23 protein-coding genes and 1 pseudogene are annotated in these 25546 nt (G+C 71.9%); 7 read left to right on the forward strand and 17 right to left on the reverse strand.

Features of this window, described 5'->3' with window-relative positions:
• The first annotated feature begins 76 nt into the window (after nucleotides 1–76).
• The gene (locus NQU55_RS17965; protein WP_168095542.1) at nucleotides 77–1225 is read left to right on the forward strand and encodes a DNA polymerase III subunit beta family protein; all 1149 of its coding nucleotides are present in this window, start codon (nucleotides 77–79) and stop codon (nucleotides 1223–1225) included.
• Between the two features lie 99 nt (nucleotides 1226–1324).
• Here NQU55_RS17965 and NQU55_RS17970 read toward each other — a convergent pair whose 3' ends face one another.
• The 4 genes from NQU55_RS17970 to NQU55_RS17985 form a co-directional block, all read right to left on the reverse strand.
• On the reverse strand, nucleotides 1325–2611 hold the full coding sequence (locus tag NQU55_RS17970) for an NAD(P)/FAD-dependent oxidoreductase (protein WP_168095541.1): 1287 nt from the start codon (nucleotides 2609–2611) through the stop codon (nucleotides 1325–1327).
• Between the two features lie 61 nt (nucleotides 2612–2672).
• Nucleotides 2673–3341 carry a methyltransferase domain-containing protein gene (locus NQU55_RS17975; RefSeq protein ID WP_256790837.1) on the reverse strand — a complete coding sequence of 223 codons (669 nt, stop codon included), beginning with the start codon at nucleotides 3339–3341 and terminating at the stop codon, nucleotides 2673–2675.
• 109 nt (nucleotides 3342–3450) lie between these two features.
• Nucleotides 3451–4149, reverse strand: coding sequence for a DUF6461 domain-containing protein (locus NQU55_RS17980; RefSeq protein WP_256790838.1), 699 nt, complete (start codon nucleotides 4147–4149; stop codon nucleotides 3451–3453).
• Nucleotides 4150–4283: 134 nt separating this feature from the next.
• Nucleotides 4284–4832 carry an RICIN domain-containing protein gene (locus tag NQU55_RS17985; RefSeq protein ID WP_168092603.1) on the reverse strand — a complete coding sequence of 183 codons (549 nt, stop codon included), beginning with the start codon at nucleotides 4830–4832 and terminating at the stop codon, nucleotides 4284–4286.
• 466 nt (nucleotides 4833–5298) lie between these two features.
• Between NQU55_RS17985 and NQU55_RS17990 the strand changes: the two genes are divergently transcribed.
• Nucleotides 5299–6492 (forward strand): saccharopine dehydrogenase family protein, encoded by a 1194-nt coding sequence (locus tag NQU55_RS17990; protein ID WP_168092615.1) that lies wholly within the window; start codon nucleotides 5299–5301, stop codon nucleotides 6490–6492.
• 98 nt (nucleotides 6493–6590) lie between these two features.
• Here the strand turns inward: NQU55_RS17990 and NQU55_RS37130 are convergent, their stop codons facing one another.
• The 4 genes from NQU55_RS37130 to NQU55_RS18005 form a co-directional block, all read right to left on the reverse strand.
• A complete protein-coding gene (locus NQU55_RS37130; RefSeq protein ID WP_372504737.1) occupies nucleotides 6591–6668 on the reverse strand; it encodes a 50S ribosomal protein bL37 in 78 nt (25 codons plus the stop codon).
• Between the two features lie 154 nt (nucleotides 6669–6822).
• Complete coding sequence (locus NQU55_RS17995) at nucleotides 6823–7506, reverse strand: DUF899 family protein (RefSeq protein ID WP_206329264.1); 684 nt, start codon at nucleotides 7504–7506, stop codon at nucleotides 6823–6825.
• Between the two features lie 119 nt (nucleotides 7507–7625).
• Complete coding sequence (locus NQU55_RS18000) at nucleotides 7626–8282, reverse strand: DUF5701 family protein (RefSeq protein ID WP_168092604.1); 657 nt, start codon at nucleotides 8280–8282, stop codon at nucleotides 7626–7628.
• Between the two features lie 173 nt (nucleotides 8283–8455).
• Nucleotides 8456–9367 (reverse strand): alpha/beta fold hydrolase, encoded by a 912-nt coding sequence (locus NQU55_RS18005; protein ID WP_168092605.1) that lies wholly within the window; start codon nucleotides 9365–9367, stop codon nucleotides 8456–8458.
• A gap of 118 nt (nucleotides 9368–9485) precedes the next feature.
• Here NQU55_RS18005 and NQU55_RS18010 point away from each other — a divergent pair, with 118 nt between their 5' ends.
• A complete protein-coding gene (locus NQU55_RS18010; protein ID WP_256790839.1) occupies nucleotides 9486–10079 on the forward strand; it encodes a hypothetical protein in 594 nt (197 codons plus the stop codon).
• An 18-nt stretch (nucleotides 10080–10097) separates the two neighbouring features.
• On the opposite strand, the gene NQU55_RS18015 is transcribed toward NQU55_RS18010, so the two are convergent.
• The 7 genes and pseudogenes from NQU55_RS18015 to NQU55_RS18045 all read right to left on the reverse strand — a co-directional run bounded on the left by NQU55_RS18015 (nucleotide 10098) and on the right by NQU55_RS18045 (nucleotide 19250).
• The gene (locus NQU55_RS18015) at nucleotides 10098–11081 is read right to left on the reverse strand and encodes an asparaginase (protein WP_168092606.1); all 984 of its coding nucleotides are present in this window, start codon (nucleotides 11079–11081) and stop codon (nucleotides 10098–10100) included.
• Between the two features lie 117 nt (nucleotides 11082–11198).
• Nucleotides 11199–11606 (reverse strand): annotated as a pseudogene (locus NQU55_RS18020) (VOC family protein); the annotation flags it as partial.
• A 119-nt stretch (nucleotides 11607–11725) separates the two neighbouring features.
• Nucleotides 11726–12091 carry a helix-turn-helix domain-containing protein gene (locus NQU55_RS18025; RefSeq protein ID WP_168092618.1) on the reverse strand — a complete coding sequence of 122 codons (366 nt, stop codon included), beginning with the start codon at nucleotides 12089–12091 and terminating at the stop codon, nucleotides 11726–11728.
• Nucleotides 12092–12161: 70 nt separating this feature from the next.
• Nucleotides 12162–13031: an SDR family oxidoreductase gene (locus NQU55_RS18030; RefSeq protein ID WP_168092607.1), complete on the reverse strand. Its 870-nt coding sequence runs from the start codon at nucleotides 13029–13031 to the stop codon at nucleotides 12162–12164.
• A gap of 213 nt (nucleotides 13032–13244) precedes the next feature.
• Entirely contained in the window at nucleotides 13245–13640 is a 396-nt protein-coding gene (locus NQU55_RS18035; protein ID WP_168092608.1) for a hypothetical protein, read from the reverse strand.
• Nucleotides 13637–17233, reverse strand: coding sequence for a CHAT domain-containing protein (locus NQU55_RS18040; protein WP_168092609.1), 3597 nt, complete (start codon nucleotides 17231–17233; stop codon nucleotides 13637–13639). The genes NQU55_RS18035 and NQU55_RS18040 overlap by 4 nt, the downstream gene beginning before the upstream one ends.
• Nucleotides 17234–17366: 133 nt before the next feature.
• Nucleotides 17367–19250, reverse strand: a complete 1884-nt coding sequence (locus NQU55_RS18045) for a B12-binding domain-containing radical SAM protein (protein ID WP_168092610.1) — start codon at nucleotides 19248–19250, stop codon at nucleotides 17367–17369.
• Nucleotides 19251–19431: 181 nt separating this feature from the next.
• Between NQU55_RS18045 and NQU55_RS18050 the strand changes: the two genes are divergently transcribed.
• From NQU55_RS18050 to NQU55_RS18065, 4 genes are all read left to right on the forward strand, one after another.
• Nucleotides 19432–20760 (forward strand): MFS transporter, encoded by a 1329-nt coding sequence (locus tag NQU55_RS18050; RefSeq protein WP_277355336.1) that lies wholly within the window; start codon nucleotides 19432–19434, stop codon nucleotides 20758–20760.
• A gap of 16 nt (nucleotides 20761–20776) precedes the next feature.
• Nucleotides 20777–21388: a PadR family transcriptional regulator gene (locus NQU55_RS18055; RefSeq protein ID WP_168092612.1), complete on the forward strand. Its 612-nt coding sequence runs from the start codon at nucleotides 20777–20779 to the stop codon at nucleotides 21386–21388.
• The gene (locus tag NQU55_RS18060) at nucleotides 21369–22361 is read left to right on the forward strand and encodes a hypothetical protein (protein WP_168092613.1); all 993 of its coding nucleotides are present in this window, start codon (nucleotides 21369–21371) and stop codon (nucleotides 22359–22361) included. The genes NQU55_RS18055 and NQU55_RS18060 overlap by 20 nt, the downstream gene beginning before the upstream one ends.
• A gap of 70 nt (nucleotides 22362–22431) precedes the next feature.
• On the forward strand, nucleotides 22432–23514 hold the full coding sequence (locus NQU55_RS18065; RefSeq protein WP_168092614.1) for a cation diffusion facilitator family transporter: 1083 nt from the start codon (nucleotides 22432–22434) through the stop codon (nucleotides 23512–23514).
• Between the two features lie 98 nt (nucleotides 23515–23612).
• Here the strand turns inward: NQU55_RS18065 and NQU55_RS18070 are convergent, their stop codons facing one another.
• Nucleotides 23613–24554: an amidohydrolase family protein gene (locus tag NQU55_RS18070; RefSeq protein WP_168097058.1), complete on the reverse strand. Its 942-nt coding sequence runs from the start codon at nucleotides 24552–24554 to the stop codon at nucleotides 23613–23615.
• Between the two features lie 19 nt (nucleotides 24555–24573).
• Nucleotides 24574–25542, reverse strand: a complete 969-nt coding sequence (locus NQU55_RS18075; protein WP_256790840.1) for a CPBP family intramembrane glutamic endopeptidase — start codon at nucleotides 25540–25542, stop codon at nucleotides 24574–24576.
• Nucleotides 25543–25546: the final 4 nt, after the last annotated feature.

The following is a 25546-nucleotide window of genomic DNA, read 5'->3' on the forward strand; positions in this document are numbered from 1 at the left end:
CGGGTAGTGCGGCTGCCACGCCTCCACGCTTCAGCACTTTGACCTTCAAGCTGCTTGAAACCCGAGAATCGCCGTCATGGAAGACATCGACATCGACATCGACACCGATATCCACGCCGGCACGTTGATGAGCATCGGCGCCTTCGCGCGCCGGGTGGGGCTGGCGCCGAGCGCTCTGCGGTTCTACGACGACTGTGACGTGCTGCGTCCCGCCCACGTCGACGATGCGACCGGATACCGCTACTACGCCCCGGAGCAGCAGGCCCGTGCAGTCCTCGTCCGGCGGCTTCGGGAGGCCGGGGTGCCGCTCACCGATGCCTCGGTGGTGCTGGACGGGACGGATGAGGAGGCCCGTGCCGTTCTGCAGGAGCACGCGACAAGGGCACGGGAAACGGCCGCCTCGGCGCAGGTGGTGATCGAGGAGATCCTCCGCGCTCTTCCCGGCGGAACGCCCTGGAGCACCGAGGCCAGGGCCAAGGTTTGCGTCGGTGGGGCGGAGCTGGCCAGCGCCGTGCGACAGGTCGCACCGGCGGTGGCGTCCGGCCCCGCAGGGGCCGAGTTCCCCGTACTCGGCCACATCCTGATAGAGATCGACGGGCAGGAAGTGCGCCTGGTGGCCACGGACCGCTACCGCTTGGCAGTCCGCACCCTGCGGGCCATCTCCCTGGAGGGCGGTCCTTGCCGCGTCTTGATCGCAGCCCCGGAAATGAAGGACGTGGCAGCCTGGGCCATGCGCATGCCGGACATCACCATCGAGGTGGACCGGGACGGCGCGCGCCTGCGCAGCGGAGCCCACTCACGGACTCTGCCGACCGCTGATGAGACAGTCCTTCCCTTCCCCGACTACCAGCTGGTCCTGGACAACTTCCCGATGACGCGGCACCGGGTCATCACGGACCGCGCAGCTCTGCGCACAGCACTCGCTGTGGCCGAATGCGGCGATGCGCCGATCATCCTCCGGGCAGGCGAACAACAGCTCGCCCTCACGCCCGGGGACCCGGACCCGGGCTCGGACGGGCTCACGCTCCCCGCCATCTGCACAGGGCCGCCCCTGCGCATCGCCTTCGACCCGCAAGTGCTCCTCGCGGCGATCGAGGCCGGCGTCGGCCCTGACGTGCTGCTGGAGATATCGTCCCCGGACCGGCCTGTCGTGGTCCGCTCCGCGGATCAGGGCAGTTTCACGACGCTGGTCATGCCGGTCCACGACGCGGCGGCTGACAAGTGACCTTCCGCTGCCCCCGCCAGGCAGACCGCCAGATCCCCCGGGCCGCGCCCGGCGGCGGCAAGGAACGTCAACGTCACGGCCCACTCGAAGGGCAGCCGATCACGCCCCCGTGCGTGAGAGGTGAGTGGGTGGCGCCGCAGCCGCCCCGCGATGCCTGATGTTGACGGCCGAAGCCTTGGCCACTGCCACGGGGTTCAAGAATCGCAGCGGACCGATCAGGCGGGATCCGAACCGGTGCATGTGCCGTGCCATCGCTTCATCGCGCGCTGCCGCCGAGAACATCAGCCGCTCCAGGGGATTGAACGGGCGAGCCTTGGCGAAGTCGGCGGCCAGGTACTGGTGGCCGCGCAGCCGGCGCCGGTGTCTGTGGGCGTACACCGCGAGCGATCTGTCGAGGTCGCCCCGGCCGGCTGCGGCCGAGGCGACCGCTTCTGCCAGCCATTGCGCGGACTGCAGGGCCCACCCGCATCCCACTCCCCACAGCGGGTCGCTGGTCAGGGCGGCGTCGCCGATGAGTGCGACGCCCGGAGCGGTCGGCTTGCGGCTGTGGAGCGAGTAGTTGACAGTGCCGATGAACTTCGAAACGCGCTCCGCGGAGTCGATGGGCGGCGCCTCCGGTAAGGCGCGGAAGAAGGCGAAGAAGCTGCCCTCCAGGTCTTCCCGGAAGGCCGGCAGCCGCTTCTTGTCCGGGAGCACGGCGAGCACCGTCACCCCGTCCTCGTTGGGAAACGCGTACGCCATGTCGGGTTCGAGAAACCAGGTCTGACTGATCCCGCCGTGCAGCGGAAGGTCGCGGAAGTAGGCGAGATAGCCGAACCGCGCGTTCTCGTACGACCGGGCAGGCACCGCGGCGGACTTCGCTACGGCCGAGTGATTACCGTCGGCGCCGACCACCAGGCGGGCCCGGATCTCACGCTCGCCCTGGGGCGTCGACGCGCGCACCCCCGAGGTTCGCCCGGCTTCCCGGACCAGCCCGGTCACGTGGTGACCGAGGAGCAGATCGACGCCGGGGGTCTCCGCCGCACGGGACCTGATCAACGGGTCGAGGGTGCTGCGCCGGACGTTGTACGCGTACGGCAGCTCGGGGCCCGCCGGCGCCGCCCTCGGCTCGATCCATCCCCAGCGGGTGTAATAGCGGGCCGTGCTGCGGACGGCTCCCGCCGCCTCGAGATCGGGTACGAGGCCGAGTTCCTCCAGCACGGGGTAGGCGCAGGCCTGGAGGGAATGGCTGCACAGCACCTTGTACGCTTCGGGATCCGCGCGGCGTTCCAGCAGGGCGACGCGGACACCGCGTCGAGCGAGCAGGACGGCCGCGGCGCTGCCGGCGAGGCCGGATCCGCTGATGACGACGTCGTAGTCGTATCCCGCGCTCTCAGATCTGGTCATGGGTTGATCGCTCCCTTCGGGGTGTGGTGCCGTTCGGGGGAGTGGTGCAGTGCCACTGCTGTCAGGTGCATGAACAGTTGTCAAGGGTTGTGGATCGAGAGCGGTTGATCGTCTTCGAGTCCACCGAGGCCGGTTGGTAGGTGGTGGCCGGCACGGAGACGGTGACCTGGTCGGGCAGGAATCCGGTACCGTCCAGGCCCGCAGGGCTCAGGTGACGTGCGCTCGGGGTCATCCCGATCAGGTCGAGGGCCTCCGGCCTGGTCAGGGACGTCACGTACTCGACCTGCCCGGTACGGGTGGCTTCGAAGAAGGGAGCCGGCGCCTGGTGCAGGCGCTGCTCCAAGACGTCCCAGGTCGCCGCGGCGGCCCGCTCGTGGACCCGGGCCGCCGAGCGCAGCGCGCGCACCGAGGCGTCCAGGCCCAGGCCACGGGCGCCCGGCAGTTGGTCGAGCAGGCCGGCCAGGTAGTAGCCCGTGCCGCACCCGACGTCCACGACCGTGCCCTGCGCGGGCACGGCGCCGGCCGCCGGTCGGGCCACGGCCCGGCGGATGGGCCCGTACTTGCCGGTGGCCAGGAACCGGTCCCGGGCCCGGACCATGGCGGCATCGTCGCCGCTGGTGGCGCGGGTGCCCGTCAGGAGGCCGGCATATCCGTGGCGGGCGATATCGAAGGTGTGGCGCGCCGGGCCGCGCAGCGCGCCCCGGTCGGGACGGGCCCGGCGTCCGGCCACCTCGATACGGGCAGCGCCGGGGAACGTGGTTCACGCAGCAGGCGCACCAAGGAGGGCGACGCCGCCCGGTCAGGAGACCTGTCATACAACGCCCACCCGCCTCATCCTGTTAGGCGTCGTCAGTCGGCTCCTCGAAATCATCGATCTCCGGAGTTCCGCGCACCACGAAGAAAGGAAGGAAGCTCCCCTCCACCAAGTGCTCGCGGGGCAGGGAGAGGCCGAAGTGTCTCTCGATGACGCCGAAGGTGCGGCGATCACGGTCCTTGTAGTGCTCATCGTTCTGACGCGCGCGGTCGTGGCCGCCGGGGAGCAGGACGCTCTGCTCGATCAGTTCCGTCAGGAGGAGATCGGGCTCGGTGCCCCAGCGCCAATGCTCCTCACCGATACCGAAGCTGCAGATGAGTTGCCCACCCCGGGCGTAGTTGAACACCTTCGGGGGATGTTCCGGCATCGGGTCCAGACGGACGGCCTCGGCCCCGTCGCGCGACACGTCCAGGAGGCGGTCACGGCCCGTGGAGTCGCCGTATTCCAGGGCGAAGGACCAGTCGCCGTTCCTCCCGACGCGGATCAGGCCGTCCCCGTCCTCACCCGGACGGTACTGACCGTCGAAGACCGCGTCCCATGCCTCCAGGTCGTTGATCAGCCGGCGCTCGGCAGGCGGGGTGTCGCCTCCCATCCGAGCGGCCAGTTCGTCCGGGCCCATGCCGCGGGCGAAGATGATGCTCGAATCCCAGAAGTGCAGGTCGATCAGCCACTGAATGCCGTCGCGCAGACCGTCGCGCAGGTCGTCACACATGCCGTCGCGCATTTCGCCGTTCCTTTGCGTCCGTCGCTGTACGGGGCAAGGCCTGTCCTTCCCCGCCCCGCACACTAGGTGGCCCCACTGACAGGAGGATGTGTGTCAGTGGGGCCTCCGGCGGCGCCGTGAGCCGGGTGTGAAATCTAGGACGCTATCGCCCACTTCAGCTGGGCCGGGGCCGACGCGGGGGTTCCCGTGTACTTCGTCGTGTACGCGGGGGCCTTGCCGTAGTTGTCGCCGCCCGAGCCCAGGTACCAGCCGTTTCCTTCGTTCTTGACGAGTTTGGTGCTCGCGTCGTAGGACCACTTCAGCTGTGGGGGAGCGGCCGCGGGGTCCCCGGTGTATTTCGTGGTGTACGCGGGGGCCTTGTCGGAGGAGGAGTCGCCGCCGCTGCCGAGGTACCAGCCGTGCGCCTCGTTCTTGATGAGTTTGGTAGCGGGGTCGTAGGACCACTTCAGGTTGCCGGGCGCCGACGCGGGCTCTCCCGTGTATTTGGCGGTGAACGTGGGGGCCTTGGCGGCGGAGGTTTCACCGCCGCTGTCGAGGTACCACCCCGCCCCCTCGTTCTTGATGGGTGCCGGGGAGGAGGCGGCGGTGTGGCCCACGCCGGGGGCCAGGACCACCATGGTTGCGGCGGCCGCAAGGATCGCGGAGCGCCGGGCGAGCGGGTGCACGAGCGGGTGCACGGGCATGGCTTTCCTGCCGTTTCTGCGCGTGGTTCCGAGAAGGCGAACGGTTCGCCCCAGAACCGCGCTGTCCGCAATGAGCATGAGCCAGCACCCTTTTGCGCACCCACCGGAACCGTTCCCCACCACCGGTTCGTGCATGGGCATACGGCTCGGACGAGTGCGCAGCGGCGGCGCCGCGCGTTCGGGGGCGCCCGGCGTACGCGCGCTCGGGCCGCCGCGCAATCCGCGACGGCTCCGTCTGCGTGGCGGGGTTTCGACACGTGGCCGGGGGACACGCGGACCGGCGGCGGCCATGTGCCCGTATCGGCCGGACGCACGGAGAATCAGCCGTGGGCGGGCGGATACCCTCCCTCGCCCCTGACCGTGATCCCGATCCTGACCGCGCCCCGATCCCGACCGCGCCCCGACCTCGACCTCAGCAGCCGGAGGCTCCATGAACCGCTCCGCGAACAGCCCCCAGAGCACCACGATGAACCGGCAGACCGGCCCGGAACGCCCGTACGACGTCGTGCTCTTCGGGGCGACGGGGTACGTCGGGGAGCTCACGGCCGAGTACCTGCTGGAGCACGCGCCGGACGGGTGCCGGTGCGCGCTCGCCGGGCGCAGTCGCGCGAAGCTGGAGAAGCTGCGGGACCGGCTGGCGGCGCTCGACTCCGTACGCGCGGCGGATGTGGCTCTGGTGACCGCGGATGCGGGCGACAAGGCCGCGATGCGCACGCTGGCCGAGTCCGCGCACGTCGTCGCCTCCACCGTCGGCCCGTACATCTGGTACGGCCAGGAACTGGTGGCCGCGTGCGCGGAAGCAGGCACCGACTACACGGACCTCACCGGTGAGCCGGAGTTCGTGGACCTGACGTACGTGCGCCACGACGCGCAGGCCCGCAAGTCGGGCGCGCGCATCGTCCACGCGTGCGGCTTCGACTCGGTGCCGCACGACCTCCTCGCGTACTTCACCGTGCAGCAGCTGCCGGAAGGGGTGCCGCTGACGGTCGACGGGTTCGTGCGCGCGTCGGGGATCATCTCCGGCGGCACGCTGGCCTCGTCCCTGGCGATCGCCTCGCGGCAGCGCCAGGCGAAGGCGGCGGCGGAGGAGCGGAGCCGGTACGAGCCGCAGCCGGCCGGGCGCCGGGTCCGGGCTCCGCTGGGGGCGCCGCGGTTCAGCAAGGAGACCGGCACCTGGGCGCTGCCGCTGCCCACGCTCGACCCCCAGGTCGTACGCCGCTCGGCGGCCGCCCTGGAGCGGTACGGGCCCGATTTCCGCTACCGCCACTACGCGTCGGTGAAGAGGCTGCCCGTCGCCCTGGCCGGGCCGGTCGGCCTGGGGGCGGTGTGGGCGGCTGCGCAGGTGTCCCCCGTGCGGACGTGGCTGATGAGCTGCTACGAGCCGGGGAGGGGGCCGAGCGCGGAGCAGCGGGCGCGCGCCCGGTTCTGGGTGCGGGCCGTCGGCGAAGGGGGCGGTCAGCGTGTGTTCACCGAGGTCACGGGCGGTGACCCGGGCTACGGGGAGACGGCGAAAATGCTGGCCGAAGCGTCGCTGTGTCTCGCTCTGGACGACCTGCCGGCGACCGCCGGGCAGGTCACGACGGCTACGGCCATGGGCGATGCGCTGATCGGGCGGCTGCGGGACGCCGGCATGCCGTTCCGGCTCTGTCACGCCGACTGACGAGGCGCGCTGCGCCGAACGCCGTCCACTCGGCACACCCCGCCGGCGGCCGTCAGGCTGCGGGCGGGGCATTGGGCACGGTCAAGAGGCCAGCGCTGTCAGCACTGGGGCCGCTTGCCGTGATTGGCCGCCTTGCTACGGCGGGCCCTCTTCTTACGGCGCCGCTTCGAGGACATGAGGTCTCCTCTCCCGTAGATCTTCGATCAATTTATACCGTTATGGTGTGATCTGCTGGGTGAGGATGGCTGTCGGCTGTCGGCTGTCGGCTGTCGGCTGTCGGCTGTCGGAGCTCGGCTCGGCTCGGCTCCGCCCAGCTCGGCTCGGCTCACCTCAGTAATCGAGGCCCGCGAACCAGTCGCCGCGGCCCTGCGGGGTGAGGTCGAGCAGGTGCCAGACAGGGGCCAGGAGGTCGATGCCGCGCTGGTCGATGTCGTCGGCCATGCGGGGGTGGGCGGAGTAGAAGTGGCGGATCGTGCCGTCACCGTCGCGCGTGAAGACGGAGACGGTGGAGTCCTGCACTCCGTCCTTGTCCTCACTCCCCAGGTCGTACTTGAACGTGCTGTCGCCGCAGCTCAGGAGCCGGAGCCCATGCCAGCCGCGGTTGCGGGCGTGCTGCCGGAGGGCGGGCAGGTCGGCGGCCGCGGCGATGGCGAAGTCGGCGTTGCGGGCGATGTGGCGGGCGATGCCGTTGAAGCCGTCGATCCACAGGGTGCACATCGAGCAGGGGGTGGTCTGCGACTTGCCGTACATCAAGTGGTAGACGATCAGAGGGCGGTCCGGGGCGGTGAACAGCCCGCTCAGGGTGACCTCGCTGACCGGTGTGTCGCCGGCGTTCAGGTCGGCGGGGCCTTCGACGAAGACGTAGTCGTCGACGGGCGGGCCCTGCGGGAGCGCCCGCCGCCGGGCCGCGACCTGCTCCCGTCGGCGCATGAGCTCGATCTCGGCCAGGCGCAGCTCTTCGCGGGCGGCGAGGTAGTCCGCTGATTCCCCGGCCAGTCTGGTCTGCCGCAACATCGCGTCCTCCTAGGGTGGCCCCCCGGTGGATGAGGATCTCCGGACAATCCTGGCCCGCGGCCGGGGCCGCGGCATCCTCGCAGGGTGCCGCGGCCCCGGACTCCTGGGGCAGGGCGAGGCTAACGCCGCCGGCCCGTGGCGGAGGCGAAGCCGAGCCAGGTGTGGCGGTTGCCCCACCAGCACCAGCCGACCTTCGGGGCGTTGCGCCGCTCGCGGCCGTCCCGCCCGGTGCCGTTGCTGATCCAGATCGCCGGGGTACGGGCGTCCAGGGCGCCGTTCGCCTTGCGCAGCCGGGAGCCGATGGTCATGAAGCAGCGGTTGCGCTCCAGGATCGCCGACTGCTGGAGCACCCAGTGGATGCCCTCGGTGAGCAGCAGCGGGGTGCGGCCCTGCCCGGCGAGGGCGGGCAGGGCCTCCTCCGGGCTCCAGTCGGCCATGTGGTCGCCACGGTCGAGGTCGGTGACGAGGTAGAGAGGGGCGTCGGGCAGCTCCACGGTGCAGGGGGCGAAGTCGTCGACGTCGGCCATGTCGGTGACGACGAAGCCGGGCTTGCCGTCGTGCCGGAGCAGTGGTGCGAGCGCGGAGGCGGGGGCGTGGTCCGGGTGGACGGCGAGCAGGGCGCCGCCGTCCTCGTCACCGGCGTTCGCGGCGAAGGCGCGCAGCTCATCGGCGGGTATCCCGGCGAGCTCGTGCACCCCGAGCTCGATCAGACGTTCTGCCTGGGCGGCGAGGGAGGGGAGAGCGGTCACGGTGCCGGAAGGCGAGGTCTCGGGCAAGATACTCCTCGGTTCGCGATCAAGGTTGGTCGACCCGAGGTCAAACGAGGTGCCCTGCCGGAATGTTCCCGGCGCCGACGGTACAAGCCCTTTTCCGGTACGAGCCCGTCCCTGGGTACGGGCTCGTACCGGTACGGCCCGCTCCTGCCGATCGCCTCATCGCCCGCCGCAAGTCATTGTTCCGGGGAAGGGTCCGCAGCGGCGGCAGCAGGATCCTCGACGCCGAGCAGGCGTTCCGTCTCGGTGACGATGATCGTGGGTTCGTCGGTGGGGACCATGTGATCGGCCTGCTGTGCGAGGACGTGCCGGCCGTGTGGCGACTGCCGTGCGCGGTACGCGTGGGAGGCGTTCACGGACTGGCGGGCCTCTGCGCTCATGCCGGGGGTGGGGCGGGTCGCGGAGATGACCGTGACGGGGATGTCGCCGAGTTTCGGCGGGTGGTCGAGCAGAGTGCGCAGGTCGGCTTCGACGGAGGCCTGTTCTGCGCCCATCGTGTGCACCGCAGCGAGGGTGAATGCCTCCGCACGCATGTCGGCGGCGGCGTCGGGCGGCAGGGCGTTGGTCACCTTGCGGAAGAAGAGGCCGAACAGCTTGAGGCGGGCGAGGAGCACGGATATGCGGTAGCGGTTCTTCTCCAGCTTGCGGATGGAGGGTTCGAGGAGCAGGTCGCAGGCCTCGTCCGTGGGGTCGACCAGCACGAGGCCGGCGATCCGCTCGGGCCGGGCCGCCGCGGCGACGCGCACGATCAGGCCGCCCCAGCTGTGTCCCACCAGGACGAAGGGCCCCGGCCCGAGGTGGTCGAGCAGGTCGCCCAGGTCGTCGGCGAGCCGGTTGAGGTTGCGCAGGCCCGACGGGTCGGGGGCGCTGCGGCCGAGGCCGCTGCGGTCGTAGACCACCGTCCGGGCCGAACCCGTCACGGCCTGCTGGACGGGCGCCCAGTACGAGCGGGTCGAGGCCAGGCCTCCCTCGAACACCACGGTCGCGCCACCGCCTCCTGCCGGCCCCGGCTGTTCCATGAAGAACAGCTCGCGGCCGTCACGGGTCCGTGCGGTGCCGGGTGTTCCCTGGCTGTGCTGTCGCTGCATGGTGACCGTCCTCAGAGCGGATCCGGGCAAGCCGTTCCTTCGACCGACCGAAGGTGGAGTTAGGTTAGCCTAAGTAGTCGGTGGGGCGGTCCATGACAATCCAAGTAATCTTGCCGCCGTGACTGGTACTGACGCCGCGCTCAAGACCCGCTTCCTCGTCCTCCACGACTACGGCATGGGGGGCGCGTGGTGGTGGGTCCTCGCGCGGTCGGAACGGGAGATCCTCGAGACGTTCGCATGGGCGGAGGTCGTCACGGACCCGGAGACCCTGGCATGGCGCGAAGGCGACGACGACATACCGGAAGTCGACATCGACGCACCGCAGATGCCTCCGGGCCTGGACGGCATGCGGGCCGAACGTGACGCCCAGCGCGGCCGCCCGGGCTTCGGCGCACTCGCGGACAAGGACGTCGTGTACCTGCGCCGCCGATGGGACGAGGGCAATGACGAGGGCGACGACGAGGGCGACGACGAGCACCTGACCGTCTATCTGATGGAGGTCGGGCCCGACGGGCGCCGCATGCGGGAGGTGGAGCTGGCCGAGGACGGGACCGCCGCCTTCAAGAGCGGTCCCGACGACTGGCCCTTCAACACGCCGGTCGTGGACCTCTTCGCCCCGGAGGTGGTGGCGCAGGAGATCAGCCGCGAAGAGTTCGAGGAGCAGTGGGCTCAGGCTCGCCAGGTGGAACCCGACGCGGACACGGACCTCTGAGGAAGTCGCCCGGCAACATCAGTGGCCGTGTTCGGCGAACGCCGCGGCCACCTCGTCCCGCCCCGCACCCGCCGCCAGCAGCAGCCGCAGCAGCACCCTGGCCTTGTACGGGTCAAGCAACCCGCCGTTGACCAGCCCGCGTTGCTGCAGGTCGGTCTCCGAGCCGGGCGCGGTGTAGGTGTGCCGCAGCACCGGGCCGCTGCCCGTACGGGAGGTCAGGACGACCGGGATGCGGTCGGCGAGCGCACCCAGCACGGGGGCGAGGGAAGCGGGCACGTGCCCGACGCCGAAGCCGGCCACGACCAGGCCGCCGTACGTCTCGGCCAGCCCTTCGAGCTGAGCCCCGTCGTCGTCGAGCGTGACGCAGTGCAGGGCCACGCGGGCGCCGTCGATCCGTGCGCTGTCGCAGCCGGCCGGCAGGACGGTGGAGCGGCGCGGCGGGGCGGCCAGGATCCGCACCTCGCCCTCGATGACGTGACCCACCGGACCGGCGTTCGGCGACGCGAACGTCGCCGTGCTCGTGCTGTGGGACTTGCGGACCCAGCGCGCCGCGTGCAGTTCGTCGTTGAAGGCCACCAGCGCGCCGAGCCCGCGCGCCGCGGGCGAGGCGGCGACGCGGGCGGCCGCGAGCACGTTGGCCGGCCCGTCGGCGCCGGCCATGCCCGGCTGCCGCATCGCGCCCGTCAGCACGAACGGCGCCTCGTGCTCCCAGACCAGATCGACGAGGAACGCGGTCTCCTCCAGCGTGTCGGTGCCCTGCGTGACGACGACACCGACCGCCCCTTCGGCCACGGCCCGCGAGGCGGCCTCGACGACGCCGAGCACCTGCGCGAAGGTCAGGCTCCCGCTCGGCACGGCGTGGACGTCCTGCACGTCCAGCGCCGTCCCGAGCCCGTCGAGCCCGGGCACGGCGGCGGTGATCTCGGCGCCGGTCAGCCGCTCACCCTTGGCGCGCCCGGACACCGAAATCGTGCCCCCGAGCGCGAACAGCGCGATGCTCACGTTCCCCCCTCGTCACCACCGTCAACAGGCGCCAGAGTACGGGCTCCTGTTGACACCCCTGCTCCCGCCCCCGCCACCCGTTTCCGGGCTCCGGCGCCTGCTCGCGGCCCGGGCCTCAGCCCTCGGCTGGGTGAACCGGATGCGGTTGCCGAACGGGTCGCGCAGGCCGCAGTCGGTTCCGTACGGGCGGTCGGTGGGCTCCTCGGTGAACTCGACGCCCCGGGCCAGCAGCGTCTCGTACGTCTTGCGGCAGTCGTCCGTGGTGAAGATGAGCCAGCCGCCCATCGCCCCCTTGGTCACCAGTTCGCGGACCTGCTGCGCCGTCTCCTCCGACATCGCCGGGGAGCCCGGCTTCTCGAGAAGGATCTGACGCTCCGGGTGGCCGGGGATGCGGACGGTCAGCCAGCGCATGAAGCCCATGTCGACGTCGGCGGCGACCTCCAGGCCGAGCTTGCCGACGTAGAAGTCGAGGGCCTCGTCCTGGTCGAGAACGTATATCTGCGATTGCGTGATGGCGTTGAACATGTGCATCACGCTACTGGGCGGGACGGACGGAAACTTATCCAAAACTGCTCAGTCAGCGACTACTGAGTCGGTGACCACTGAGTCAGCAACTGCTCAGTCGGCCGGCGCCCCCCGGCTGGTCAGGCGCTCGGCCGCGTCCACGCCATCGTGAAGCACGTCGGTACGCCTGCGGCCGCGGACGCCGTTTCCTTGCGGTACGTCCTCGGCGACCGGCCGACGATGTCGCGGAAGGTACGGCTGAAGGTTCCGGGGCTGCCGAAGCCGACCTCGAAGCAGATGTCCGTCACGCTGCGGTCGGTCTCGCGCAGCAGGAACATCGCCCGCTCCACGCGCCGCCGCTGCAGATAGCGGTGCGGCGTCTCGCCGAACGCGGCCCGGAAGGTGCGCGTGAAGTGGGCCTCCGACACATGGGCGATCCGGGCCAGGGCCGGGACGTCCAGCGGCTGCGCGTAGGCCCGGTCCATCGCGTCCCGGGCCCTGAGCATGCGGCGGTTGGTGTCTTCAGTGGCGGTGCGGTTCACTGCACCATCACATCACGGCCGCCTTCGGGCCCGGTCACCCGTGAGGGCGCGCCTGCGGGGCCGGGCGCGGGCCCGCCAGGGATTCGGCCAGCTGGACGAACTGCGGGAGCCACTCCTCGTGAGAGACGCCGCGCGTGGACTCCAGTGCCGCTTCCGCCTCCTTGCCGATCACCGTGTGGAGCGGGGTGGCGGGGTTCTCCACGGCGGCGACGATCGCCTCCGCCGCCTCGCGGCTGTCTCCGGCGCCCTCGCCCATGCGGGCGAGGAAGCGCGCCAGCCAGGTCTCGTCCGCTGCGTACGGGTCGTCGCCGGAGGGCTCCCGCTTGGCGGCGTTCTCGTGGATCCGGGAGACGAAGGCGCCCGGTTCGGCGCACACCACGCGGATGCCGAACGGCCGCACCTCCGCCGCCAGCGCCTCGCTCGCGGCCCCGAGCGCCGCCTTGCTGGAGGTGTAGAACCCTCCGTAGGGCACCGCGAACATCCGGGCCGCCAGGGAACTGACGTTGACGATCACACCGCCGCGCCGGGCCCGCATGGCGGGCAGGACGGCGCGGATGGTGCGCAGCGCGCCCCAGTAGTTGGTCTCCATCACGGCGCGCGCCTGCTCCAGGGACGCGGCTTCGACGGCGCTGGTGTAGTCGACGCCCGCGTTGTTCACGAGGACGTCGACCGCGCCGTGGCGCTCCTCGACCGCTCGGACGGCGGTGGTCACGGACGCGTCGTCGGTGACGTCGAGGGGCAGCACCTCGATGTCCAGCCCCTCGGCACGCGCGCGCTCGCGGAGCCCGTCCGCCTTGGCCGGATTCCGCATCGAGGCGTGGACGCGGTCCCCTCTGCGCGCGAACGCCAGCGCCGTCTCCAGGCCGATGCCGCTGCTGCAACCGGTGATGAGGACTACCGCCACGGCTGATCGCCCGCCTTCCGTCGATGACGCCGAGGTTGATGACGCCGAGGTTCCGGATCCGTCGGCAGACTACGGGCGGACCGGGAGCGGCTTCAGCCCCTACACCCCCCTATGCCGGATCCAAGGTCAGGTGTGTGCGGCACGTACGTGACTGAGGACACGTACCGTCTTCGACGGGCTTCGAGGGCCGCCTGGGAAACGCCGCCCCGGTCCTCAGCCTTGTTCCCCGTCCTCGGCGTCCCGGATGACTTCCTCCACCACGATGTCGATGATCCTGTCCCGCTCCTCCGGAGTGGTCCGGCCGTCGGCCGGCAGCTCGATCCGTACGCGACGGGCGATCACCGGCCGCGACGGGGACGGCGTCCTCGTGCGCAGGTCCTGGTAGACCGTCCACGCCAGGGAGGCCACGCTGACGATCAGCGAGCCGAGCGCGACCGGATCGGCGTCGAGATACTGCCCCGCCCGGGCACCGGCTCCGGCCCCCTGCGCGTGCAGCGCCGCCTCGACCCGGGCCTCCAGCTGCGCGCCGTGGGTGCCCGCCATCCGCCGTGCCGCCGCCCGCGCTCCCCGCCCGGCGGGGTTCTCCGTCGCTGCCGTCCGCTCGCTCATCGTCTCTCCTCCGAGCCGTGTGTCTCGATCCACTGACGTACGTCAGCGGGCAGTGGGGTGCCGGTGACGCGCGCCCAGCACTGTTCCAGCGCCGCCATGCCCAGCCGTCCGGTCAGACGGGCCAGGTCGCGGGGGCGCGAGCCGGCCGACGGGTGCGGGAAGCGGCCGAAGAGGGTCGCCGACCGGACCGCCCACTCCAGGGCATCTCCGGGCCTGCCGCGGGACGCCGCCAGCCCGCTCATCTCGTGGTACGTGAGTGAGAGGGAGCGTTTGTCGCCCAGCGCCTCCTCGATGGTCAGGCACCGCAAGTACCACTGCTCGGCCTCGTCCAGCCGTCCCTTCGCGTGCGCCACCCGGCCGAGGTCGCTGCAGGTGCCGGCCATCGCGGACCGGTCGCCCAGCTGCTCCTCGATGGCGAGGGCCTCGCGGTACCACTGCGCGGCTTCGTCCCACAGGACTCCGCCCATCGCCAGCAGGCCGAGCTTGTGGCACAGGTGGGCCCTGCGGCGCGGGTGTTCCGCCGCCTCCCCCTCCTTGGCGGCGCGGAGCCGGTGGTACCACTGCTCCGCATCGTTGCCCCGGCCCCGCAGCACCGCGACGACGCCGAGGTCGCTGAAGAGGTCCGCCATGCCGCGGTGGTCACCCGCCTCCTCCGTGACGGCGAGGGCCCGGCGCAACCATTGGTCGGCCTCCTCCCACTGCTTCCGCTCCTGCGCCGCGAGACCGAGCTTGCGGTACGCCTCGGCCTCGCCGGACGGGTTGCCCGAGCCCTTCCTGAGGGCGAGGGCCCGGCCGAACCACTGCTCGGCCTCGTCCGGCCGGTCCCGCACCTGGGCCAGCTTGCCCAGCTCGTCGTAGGCGGTCGCGAGCTGTTCCCGGGGCGGCTCCGGGTGCGCCCCGAGCAGGGTGAGGATCTCGGTGTAGACGGTCTCCGCGGCGTCGAACCGGGCCTGGATCTGCAGCCTGCCCGCCTGCGCCCGCGCGACCAGCAGCCACAGTTCTCCACCGGGTTCGCTGAGCAGGGGCGGGGTGCCGTCCGGCCCTTCGAGGGCCAGCCTGGCGCGGTCGCTCCACGCGAGGATCTCCTCGTTCAGCCCGCTGCGCTGCCAGTAGAGGTACAGGGGCCGGATCAGGTACCTGGCGCTGAGCCACGACCGTCCGGCCAAGGCGTGCCCCAGCAGATGGCCCAGCGTGCGCAGGTGCAGCCCGAGCGTGCGATAGGCCTGCGAGGCGCCGTCGGCGTGCAGCTCCCGGCGCAGCCACTCCGCGAAGCCGGTGACCGCGAACAGCATCGCCTCCTCGGCGTCCGCGCGCTGCGCCGCGTAGGCGGCAGGGTCGTCGGCGCGCCACCGTTCGGCGAGGTAGGCGGGCAGCGCGGGGTGGGTGCGGTACATGCCCCGGCCCAGGCCGGTGAGCAGGCCCACCTGGGCCGCCCGGTTCAGCACCGCGTCCCACCCGCGGCCGTCGACGTCGCGGAAGCGCCGCGGGGTCCGCTCGTGGCGGGAGAACTCGGCCAGCACCCGGGCGTCGGCGACACCCTGGAACAGGCATACGGCCGCCAGCAGCCGGCGCTCCACGGGGTCGAGGTGGGCGAGGGAGTAGCTGATACTGGCCGGCAGGGACGTGGTGCGGTCGCCGCCGGGCGGGGCGGGCAGGGTGGTGCCGCCCTGCAGGCCGGACAGGAGCGCGGCGGGGTCGGTGGTGTCCAGGTGGGGCAGGATCAGCCGCATGCTCAACGGGTGGCCGTCGAGCCATTCCAGCAGGTCGGCGAAGGCGCGGTCCGCGCGGCGCGGTGCCGCGGCGGGGAACGGCTGCAGCACGTGGTCGGCGTACTCGACGGCTTCGTCGTGCGAGAGGCCGCCGACGGTGACGCGGCGCAGGTCCCCCAGCCAGTGCTCGGGCGTGCGGCTGGTCACCAGGACGACGCTGCGGCCGCCGGCCGCGACCTCGGCGAGGAAGTCCCTGAGCTCGCCGCGCGCGGCGTCGTCCAGCGGGGGAGTGGCGCCGTCGGGGTCGGGCATGGACGCGACCGACTCGAAGTTGTCCCAGACCACCAGCAGCCGGTGCTCGCGCAGCAGGTCGCGTACGAGCTCGCGGCGCGTGTCCGTGTTCTGCCGGGCGAAGTCCGCGCCGTACGCGCGCAGGCCGATCGCCGAGACCACGCCGTCCAGGCCGAACGAGGCGACGCCGGGCTCGAAGGAGTGCCAGATCACCCACTCGGGCCGGCCGACGCCGCCGGTGTCGCGCCACCAGCGGCCGAACGCCTTGGCCAGCTCGGTCTTCCCGGTTCCGCCGGGGCCGTGCAGGACGACCACGCGCCGGTTGCGGGCCGCGGCCTCCAGGGTGTGGAACAGCGTGTCGCGGCCGACGAACTCGCCTTCGGGGGCCAGCGGATCGAACCGCTCGCCGGGGCCGCGCTCGCGCAGCCGGTCCAGGGCCGCCTCCAGGGACAGCTCCGGCCGGGCGGAGGCGGGCGCGGACCGCAGCTCGGGGAAGCGGACCTCGCGGCGAAGGTAGTGCACCGGGACCGCCCAGTCCTCCAGCGGCAGCTCCCCTTTCGGGCTCGGCCGCCCCGGGCGCCGGGCCATCTGCGCCCGCCCCGCGCGCACCGCTTCGCCGATGGTGTCACCGGCGAACAGCCGCTCGTAGAAGGCCGTCATGAACTCGGCCGCCGCCACGGCGTACACGCTGTACGACATGGCCACCACCGCCGAGGCGCCGCCCGCCAGCAGCCGGGTGGCCACGGCCGCCTCCAGCTGCTTGCCCACCGCCCCGGACTGGCAGGCGTTGAGCACCACGACCGGCACGCGGGCGTCCGCCAGGATGCGGGCGATGCGGTCGGCCCCTACGTGGTCCGCGCCGCCGCCGGGCTTCTCGAAGACGAGCACGCCCTCGTCCGTCAGCGCGCCGTGCCCGTCGAAGTGCACGATCTGGAACGGCGTTCCGGCCTCGCGGGCCGTCCGCAGCCGCTCGGCCAGCGCCTCCAGCGTCGGCGGCCGCAGCACCTCCACCTCGACGCGGCCGCGCACCGCCTCCAGCCGGCGCAGCAGCGGGCGGGCGATCATCCGGTAGCCGACGTCGCGGGCGCCGTCGGGCCGGGAGATCACCATCAGGACGCGCAACTGCCGCCCGCCGACGTCGAATGCGTTGCCGAGGTTCGCCGCGGGCAGGCCGCGGCTCAGCCCCACCCCGTCCAGCGCCAGCGGAGTGGGCAGGCGCGGGTCGCACAGCAGCTCCCACGGCAGCCCCAGCCAGGCCGGCGCGGCCGAGCGCAGCACGATCTCGGTGGAGCCGGGGTGGGCGGCCCGGGTGCGCACCTGGACGTAGGCGTCGCGGGCCGGTCCCGCGCCGAAGAGGGCGGTGAACATGGCCCGGCCCCACACGGGCAGCCGGCCGGCTATCCGGCTGCCCCGGTCCTCGTACACGCCGAAGGGCGCGCGCAGGTAGTCCTCCAGGTACCAGCGCAGGTCCTCCAGCTCGTCGGAGGTCAGCGGCCAGTTCAGCGCCGCCGGCTCGCCCACGGGGCCCGGGAGGTCCCCGTCCAGCCACGCCGACACCGACGCGCGCCCCGACGCGTCGAGATCAACCAGCAACCGGTCCGCCACTGCGCATCAGAGCCCCTCTCGAACCTCTGGTCTCACAACTCTGCCGGACGTGAACTTACCGATGGCGGAGGGTGGATGGCGCGGCAGCGGGCGGATCGGGGGTGTGAGGTGGGAGACCCGGCTACGGAACGGACGCTCCCACCACTTCCTGGCCGGGCTCGCGCCGCGTCGCGTCCAGGCGGTCGAGGAACACCGCGGTGATGGACGCGAGCGGTTCGGCGTCCGTGCGCCGCACTTCGAAAGCGCAGCCCTCGGCGTCGCCCGCCGCGGCCGAGGCGCGCTGGGCCGCGGCGTGCGGCACGCCGGTGTACCCGGACAGGGCCGCGGCGATCACGTCGCCGGAGTACAGGCACAGTTCGGGCGCGTCGGCGGCGGCCCGCCCGTCCCCGACCACCCGCTGCGTCGCGCAGAAACAGCTCCCGGGGTCCGTCCGCACCAGCGCGGTGCCCCCGTCCGTGACGCGGGCGTCGCGGACGAGGGCGGGCACGTCCATGCGCCGTCCCGTCGCGAGCAGGGCCCGGCTGTGGGCGGCCAGGCGGTCCGCCGCCTCGGCGAGCGGCACCTCGCCGCCCCGCCCCCGGCGCAGGCCGCCTTCCTCGAAGTAGCGCGGCCACAGCGCCATGGCCTGGGTGACGGCCCACGCCCAGTACATCTCCTCGGGCGAGACCTCTCCGTTCCCGAAGGCGAAGTTGAACTGGTCGAAGAGGGCCGGTTCGGTGAGGCTGTCGATGAGCCCGGACGTCAGGCAGGTCCGGTAGTCCGCGGAACCGGGGATCGGGTAGAAGGGGTTGGTGTAGAACCGCACTCCGGCCAGTGCGCAGTTCACGGAGTCCTGGGCCATGTCGGCGAGGGTCTGGCCCGGCAGGCCGACGATGAGGGAGCCGTTGACGTCGAGGCCGTGCCGACGGAAGAGCGAGGCCCCGGCGGCCACCTTGGGGAGCGAGGTGAATCCCTTGCGCATGCGACGGAGCCGGACGGCGTCGGTCGTCTCCAGGCCGAAGAAGAGGCTTTCGAAACCGGCGCCGACCATGTCCGCCACGAGTTCGTCGGAGAGTTTCAGCACGGTGATTCCATTGGGCAGCCGAAGTTTCACCTCGAGCTGCCGCTCCCGGATGATCCGGCATATCGAGCGGACCCGGTCCATGTCGAAGGTGAAGTTGTCGTCCTCGATAAGGAACCGGTGCACTCCGTATCGGTTGACATAATGCTCGATTTCGTCGACGACGTTTTCCGGGGAGCGTGCCCGGAACTCCTTTCCCACGGTGGCGTGCACGGTGCAGAACGTACAGCTGAAGGGGCAGCCGCGGCTGGTGATGAGCGTGGTCGTCCCGTCGTAGCGGGCGAAGTCGAGCTGGTCGGCGGCGGGCGGTGGAAGGGCGTCGAGATCGGCGGCGAACGGAGTCCGCGGCCGGATGTGCGGAGCGCGGCCCGGCTCCGTACATCCGCAGAAGCCTTCCCCGCACCGGAAGGCGATCCCCGGCAGCCGGTCCAGACGGCGGGCGCCCGCCAGCTCCGCGACGAGCGGGCCGACCGTCGCCTCGGCCTCGCCGAGCACCACGACATCGATCTCCGGGACCTGCAGGGCGTGCGGGAAGCTCACCGTGCCGTGCTGGCCGCCCAGCAGGACGACCGCCTGCGGGTGGATGCGTTTGGCCAGCCGCGCCAGGTCGTAGGCGGCCTCGTAGAAGGGCGTGAACATGCAGGAGATGCCGATGACATCCGGCCGGTGGCTGCGTAACGCCTCCTCCGTCCGCTCCCGGCGGGCGCCCCAGTGCAGGATGTGGCGCCAGCGCGGATGGTGCCGGAGTTTTTCCTGCTCCTTCGCGGTGAGTTCGCTCTCGGGCACGACGTGGTTGTCCTCGACGAAGGAGAGGGCGTCGAAGATCGCCGTCCGGTGTCCGGCCTCCCGCAGCGCGGACGACAGATAGGCGAGACCGATCGGCACGTGCCGGCCGACCTCCACCATGCAGGCCCGGATCGGCGGCTTCATCAGCAGAATGCGCATGGCTCCTCCTCGGGGGATCGCACGGCACCCCTGACCGCATGCGCACGCTCACGCTCCCGGAAGGGTGCCTGAAACTCGCGGGTCGATCCGCCCCATTCTGTGCCATAATTCCGGCTCGGAACAGGCGGTTTTACGCCCCATGGCACCGGCGGGGAAATTCGCTCAGGAAAGGGGTGCGGGAATGGGGTGCTGGACGCCGCCCGGAATCCGTCCCGGACGCCCCCGCGAATCCGCGGAGTTACGCAGGTTACGCAGAGGGCTCTATGTCTTTTCCGCGCTGAACGACTTCGTCCCCCTCGTTCCCGTGGTCGCCCTGCGCTTCTCGGACGCGGGCCTGGGCTCCGTCGAAGTCTCCTCGCTGTTCGGGCTGCTGGCCGTTTCGGCGCTGCTCCTGGAAGTGCCCTCGGGAGCCTGGGCGGACGTCGCCTCGCGCCGCATGCTGCTCGCGCTCGGCGCCGTCCTGCGCGCCGCCTGCTTCGTCCTGTGGGTGCTCGTGCCCTCCTACCCGGCCTTCGTCGCCGGGGTGCTGCTCTGGGGCGCCTGCCACGCCCTCACCTCGGGAACGCTGGAAGCCCTGGTCTACGACGAACTCTCCGCCGAGGACTCGGCCGCGAGTTATCCACGGCTGCTGGGACGCTCCCGTGTCGGCGCCCTGGCCTCCAACGTACTCGCCACGCTCGTGGCCACCCCGCTGCTCGCGGTGGGGCACTACGCCCTGGTGGAAGCCCTCAGTGCGGCGGTCTGCGCGGCCACGGCCGGGGCGGCGCTGTATCTGCCGCGCCGCGCATCGAAGGGGCGTGTCACCGAGCAGGGCCCGTTCGCCGACGGCCGGGCAGCCGCCGATGCCCGTCCCGCCGAACCCGCCGTCGCACGCTACCTCGCGATGCTCCGCGCGGGGCTGGCCGAGGTTCGCGGCGACCCGGAGGTGCGCCGGGCTGCCGCGGTGGCCGCCGTCCTCCCCGCGGTCCTCGTCATCGACGAGTACCTTCCCCTGCTGGTGCGTTCGACGGGCATCTCCACGGCCTTCGTGCCGCTGCTGGTGATCCTCGCCGTGGTGGGCAAGGCGCTCGGCGGCTGGCTCGCCGGACCGCTGGCCGGGCTGGGCGCCTCGCGGCTGGCCGCCGCCCTGACCGTGGCCGCGGTGCTACTCGCGGCGGGCTCCCTGGGGCAGCACCCGCTGGGCATCCTGCCCGTGGCCCTGTGCCTGGGAACCGTCCAACTGGCCATCGTGCTGTCGCAGGCCCGCCTCCAGGACGCGGTCCGCTCCGACGCGCGCGCCACGGTCACGTCGCTGGCGGGGCTGGGCACCGACGCCGTGGCCATCGCCTTCTACGTCGCCTACGGCGTGGGCTCGTTGTGGGGGAACGTCTCCGTGGTCATCGCCGGATTCGCCGCCGTCCCCCTGCTGCTGGCCCTGGTCGTGCCGCGCTGGCTCCCCGGGCCGCGCGCCGCGCCGGCTCCCGGGCCGGGGCGCCGTGGCGGGCCCGGGGCTTCCCAATGGTCTATTTAGACCATAGTCTTCGGTCATGCCGCGCCGCGTCCTCGACAACCCGATCGTGCTCGCCGTGCTGGGACTCCTGCTGGAGCAGCCCTCGCACCCGTACCAGATGCTCGCCGAGCTGCGCACCCGCAGCGACAACCACGCAGCCGCCGTCAACCGGGGCTCGCTCTACAACGTCGTCGCCGCCCTGACCGAAGCCGGCTGGGCGACCGTGCAAGGGCAGCAACGCTCCGGCAACCGCCCGGAGAAGACCGTCTACGCCCTCACTCAGGCCGGCCACGAGGAACTCGTACGGCGCCTGGACTCCCACATCCGCCACCCGGAACGGGAGTTCTCCCAGTTCCTGGGCGCGGTCGCCTACCTCGGCGCCCTCGGCCCGGGCGGCGCCGTGGACGCCCTCTCGGAACGGGCCCGGCGCCTGCGCGAGCGCACGGCAGCCGACGCGGAACGCCTCGCGGAAGCCCGCAAGGCCGGCGTGCCCCGGCTGCACGTCATCGAAGCCGAATACGCGATCGGCCTCGCCCGCTCCGAGACGGCGTGGATCGAGGCCGTCATCGACGACATCCGCACCGGCGCCCTGACATGGCCCGCCGAGAGCGAAGGGAACCGCACCACCGATGCCCACGAAAACGCGTGACGGACTCGTCTTCGGGATCTACCCGGGCGGAGTCGCCGGTGACGACACCGGGCACCTGGCCGACGGCCCGCCCGACGACCCGGCCCGCATAGCCACCGCACTCGACCTCCTCCAAGGCCGCCCCGGCCGACCCTTCCTGGTGCGCGCCTACACCGCCTTCGACGACACCACCCGCCCCGGCGGGCCGCACGCGACGGCGACGCCGGCCGCCGCCGAGCAGTACGCGGTACGGGGCCGCCGCCTGGACCTGGTGGCGCAGTACCGGTCCGCGGCCGGAAACGTCGACGGCTACTGCGCGTTCCTGCGCGAACTGGTCGACCAGTACGGCGCGATCACGGACACCCTGCAGGTGACGGAAGAGCCGAACGTCACCACGATCCCCACGCTCGACGGCTTCTACCCCCGGGTGAACGAGGCGATCGCCCGCGGAGTCTCCGCCGCCAAGGCGCGCGTACGGGAACTCGGGCACACCCACCTGCGCGTCGGCTTCAACACCACCCCCCTCTTCGGCCCCGCCGCCTCCTTCGTCGCCGACCTGACCGGCCACGGGAAGGCGGACTTCGTCGGCGACCTGGACTACGTGGGCCTGGACTTCTTCCCCGACGTCTTCCGGCCCGTCGCCGCCGACCTCGCCGCCGCCACCGAGGGACTGCTGCGCCACCACCGGGACGCCGTACTGGCACCCGCCGGCCTGGCGCACCTGCCCCTGCACATCACCGAGCACGGCTGGCCCACCGGGCCCGACCGCCCCGAGCACCGTCAGGCCGACGTGGTCGAGACCGTCGTACGCACCGTCGCGGCCCACGCGCAGGACCTGCGGATCGGCGCCTACGCCCACTTCGCGCTGCGCGACGCCGACAGTGCCGACCCCGGCCTGTTCCATCAATTCGGCCTCACCACCGACGACTACACCCCCAAACCGGCCTTCGACACGATGCGGGCACTCGTTGCGGAGCTGAGCGCACCTGCATAGGCATCGCACCTGGTCACCGGACGTATGACGGTTGTAGCCGCAATCGGATCAGCGTGCCATCGTGGGTGCCATGGACGGGAACCGGCACCGGCATGAGCACGGGCACGGGCACGGGTACGGGGAGGGCCGTGGGGAGGGGCAAGGGCATGGACATGGGCGCGGACATGGGCATGGACATGGACAGGGACATGGGCTCGGGCACTTCCTCACCCCGCACCGGCACGAGGCCGCGGACAAGGTCGACGCGGCGATGGAGGCCTCCCGGGAGGGCATGCGCACGCTGTGGCTGTCGCTCGGGATCCTGGGCGCGACGACGCTCGTCCAAGCGGTGGTCACCGCGCTCTCCGGGTCGGTGGCACTGCTCGGCGACACCCTCCACAACGCCGCCGACGCACTGACCGCCGTACCGCTGGGCATCGCCTTCGTACTCGGGCGACGGGCCGCCAACCGCCGCTACACCTACGGATACGGCCGCGCCGAGGACCTCGCGGGCGTCGCGGTGCTCGCGACCATGGCGGCCTCGTGCGCACTCGCGGCGTACGAGGCCGTCGACCGGCTCCTGTACCCCCGCGACGTCACGCACCTGTGGGCCGTGACCCTGGCCGCGCTGGCCGGCTTCATCGGCAACGAGTGCGTGGCCCGCTACCGCATCCGCACCGGCCGGCGGATCGGCTCCGCGGCCCTGGTCGCCGACGGCCTGCACGCCCGCACCGACGGCTTCACCTCCCTGGCCGTCCTCCTCGGCGCCGGCGGCGCCGCCCTCGGCTGGCGCCTCGCCGACCCCCTCGTCGGCCTGCTCATCACCGCCGCGATCCTCCTCGTCCTCAAGGACGCCGCCCGGGAGGTCGGCCACCGCCTGATGGACTCCGTCGAACCGGAACTCCTCGACAGCGCCGAGAACGCCCTGCGCGGCGTGGACGGCGTGCGCGACCTCGGGCAGGTGCGCATCCGCTGGATCGGGCACTCCCTGCGAGCCGAGGCCGACATCGTCGTCGACCCGCACCTGACCGTCGTCCAGGCCCACCGCCTGGCCGTCGCGGCCGAACACGCCCTGATCCACGCCGTACCCCGGCTGACCGCCGTGACCGTGCACACCGACCACACCCCCGTCGGCGGCGACCCGCACGCGCCGCTCGCTCACCACGGTGTGTGAAGGGCGGTTGAACGGCGTTCGACAGGATCGATGCCCAGGGTTCGACAGGATTTCGATGCCCAGGGTTCGTCAGGCTCGATGCCTGACGAGGCGGCCGCTCACAGCGTGATCAGCCGGGTGGCGTTCTCGTCGAGGATCGCGGTCGCCTGGGCGTCGGGCAGGCCCGAGTACCGGATGTAGCCCGTGGCGGCCAGGAACTGCTCGCCGGCCTGGTACGGGAAGTCGGTGCCCAGGACCAGCCGGTCGGCGCCCAGCGACTCCACGGCCGCCCACAGCGCCGGCACGTGTCCGTGTCCCACCGTGTCGTACCACATGCGGCGCGCCGCGAGGCTCGGCTTCTCCGGGATGTCCGGCGCCTCCCAGAGGTACTGGTTGTCCGCCCGGGCCAGCACCATGGGCAGCGCTCCGCCCAGGTGCGAGATCACGACCTTCAGACGGGGGTACCGGCTGGGGACGCCGGCCAGGATCAGGTGCATCACCGCGACGGTGTCCTCGACGGGGGCGCCGATCGTCCACGTCAGACGGTGGCCGGCGATCAGCGGCGACTCGGCTCCGGTCCCCGCGGGGTGTACGTAGAGGACGCTGCCGCGCCGGTCCAGTTCCGCGAAGACCGGCTCGAACGCCGGGTCCGCCACCGAGCGGCCCAGGACCGACGTCGTCGTGCACGCACCCGCCATGTTCAGCTCGTCGAGCGCTCGCGCCAGTTCCTCCAGGGCGGCGTCCGTGTGCGGGAACGGGAGTGCGGCGAACGCCCGGAACCGGTCCGGCCAGCGCTGCACCACGTCCGCGTAGAGGTCGTTGGCCGTGCGGGCGGCCCGGACGGCGTGTTCACGGTCGGTGAAGTGCGGTGACTGAGGCGTGACCGACAACACCTGGAGCGTGATGCCCGCCGCGTCCATCAGCTCGAAGCGCGCCTCCATGTCCGCGTCCGAGACGCCCGCACCGAGGCCGCGCTGCGTCGCGGTGTCGGTCTTGCCGTACCCCTGGAGCAGATCGAGGTAGGCATCCGTCCATGCGTGCGCGTGGATGTCGATCGCCATGGCGGCCCTCTCATGCCACTCAAGAAGCCCCTGGCCCCACCTGTCCACCGTAGGTGCAATCCGCTTGAACGGCGATCGGGCGCAGCTTTCCCCGCTTTCCCCGCTTTCCCCGCTTCTCCCGCTTCTCCCGCTTCTCCTGGCTCCCCCGTTTCCCCCGCAGGGCCAGTACGGCACAGACGACGGCCGTCGGGGCGGCCATCAGGAGGGTGACCGATGTGACCTCCAGGCCCGCGCCCTCGGACAGGAGGATGCCCGAGACGAGGGAGAGGACCATGTTGTTCCCGGCGTGGGCGAGGCTGACGACCCAGACGCTCTTGCTGCGTACGTACAGCCACACCAGGAGCGCCTCCTGGAACTGGAAGGAAACCGTCCAGGCCAGCAGGCCGATGAGGACGTCGGGGAATTCGATGTAGCCGACGAAGGCCAGCGGGTAGTGCCAGGACGCCCAGATGAGACCCGTGAGGACGGTGGCTTTCGCGGACCGGCCGGGGGAGAGGCGGGGACGCAGATAGCTGGTCCAGCCGAATTCCTCGCCGCCGTAGATCGGCGTCAGGAGCGGCAGGACGAGCATGAGCACGACGACGAACACCCACGCGGGCATGCCACCCGCGAAGTCGCGGAGCGGGGTGAGGTCCGGGGTCCACAGCCCCAGTGCCGCCGCCAGCGCCATGGTGGCGGCCGTCAGCGCCAAGGGGCCGAGCCAGGCCACGAGGTAATAGGGCCACGCGCTCCGCAGCCGCAGGCGCAGGCCGGAATCGGCGAAGCCCTCTTTGGTGACCCAGCGGCGCACCACGGTCGCCGCTATGGCCGGCATGAAGCCGAAAGGCAGCTGCACCAGCGGATTCACCAGCGACAGGCCGCATGCGAAACGGGCCGTGAAGACGTAGGCCCAGCTGGCCCCGAAACAGATGACGAGGAACGCCGCCACCCCTTTCCTTCTCGTCCTGCTCGTCCTGCCGGATTCCGGCAGCGACTCCTTCGATGCCATGAAC

The sequence above is a fragment of the Streptomyces telluris genome (assembly GCF_024519335.1).
GTDB lineage: Bacteria > Actinomycetota > Actinomycetes > Streptomycetales > Streptomycetaceae > Streptomyces > Streptomyces telluris.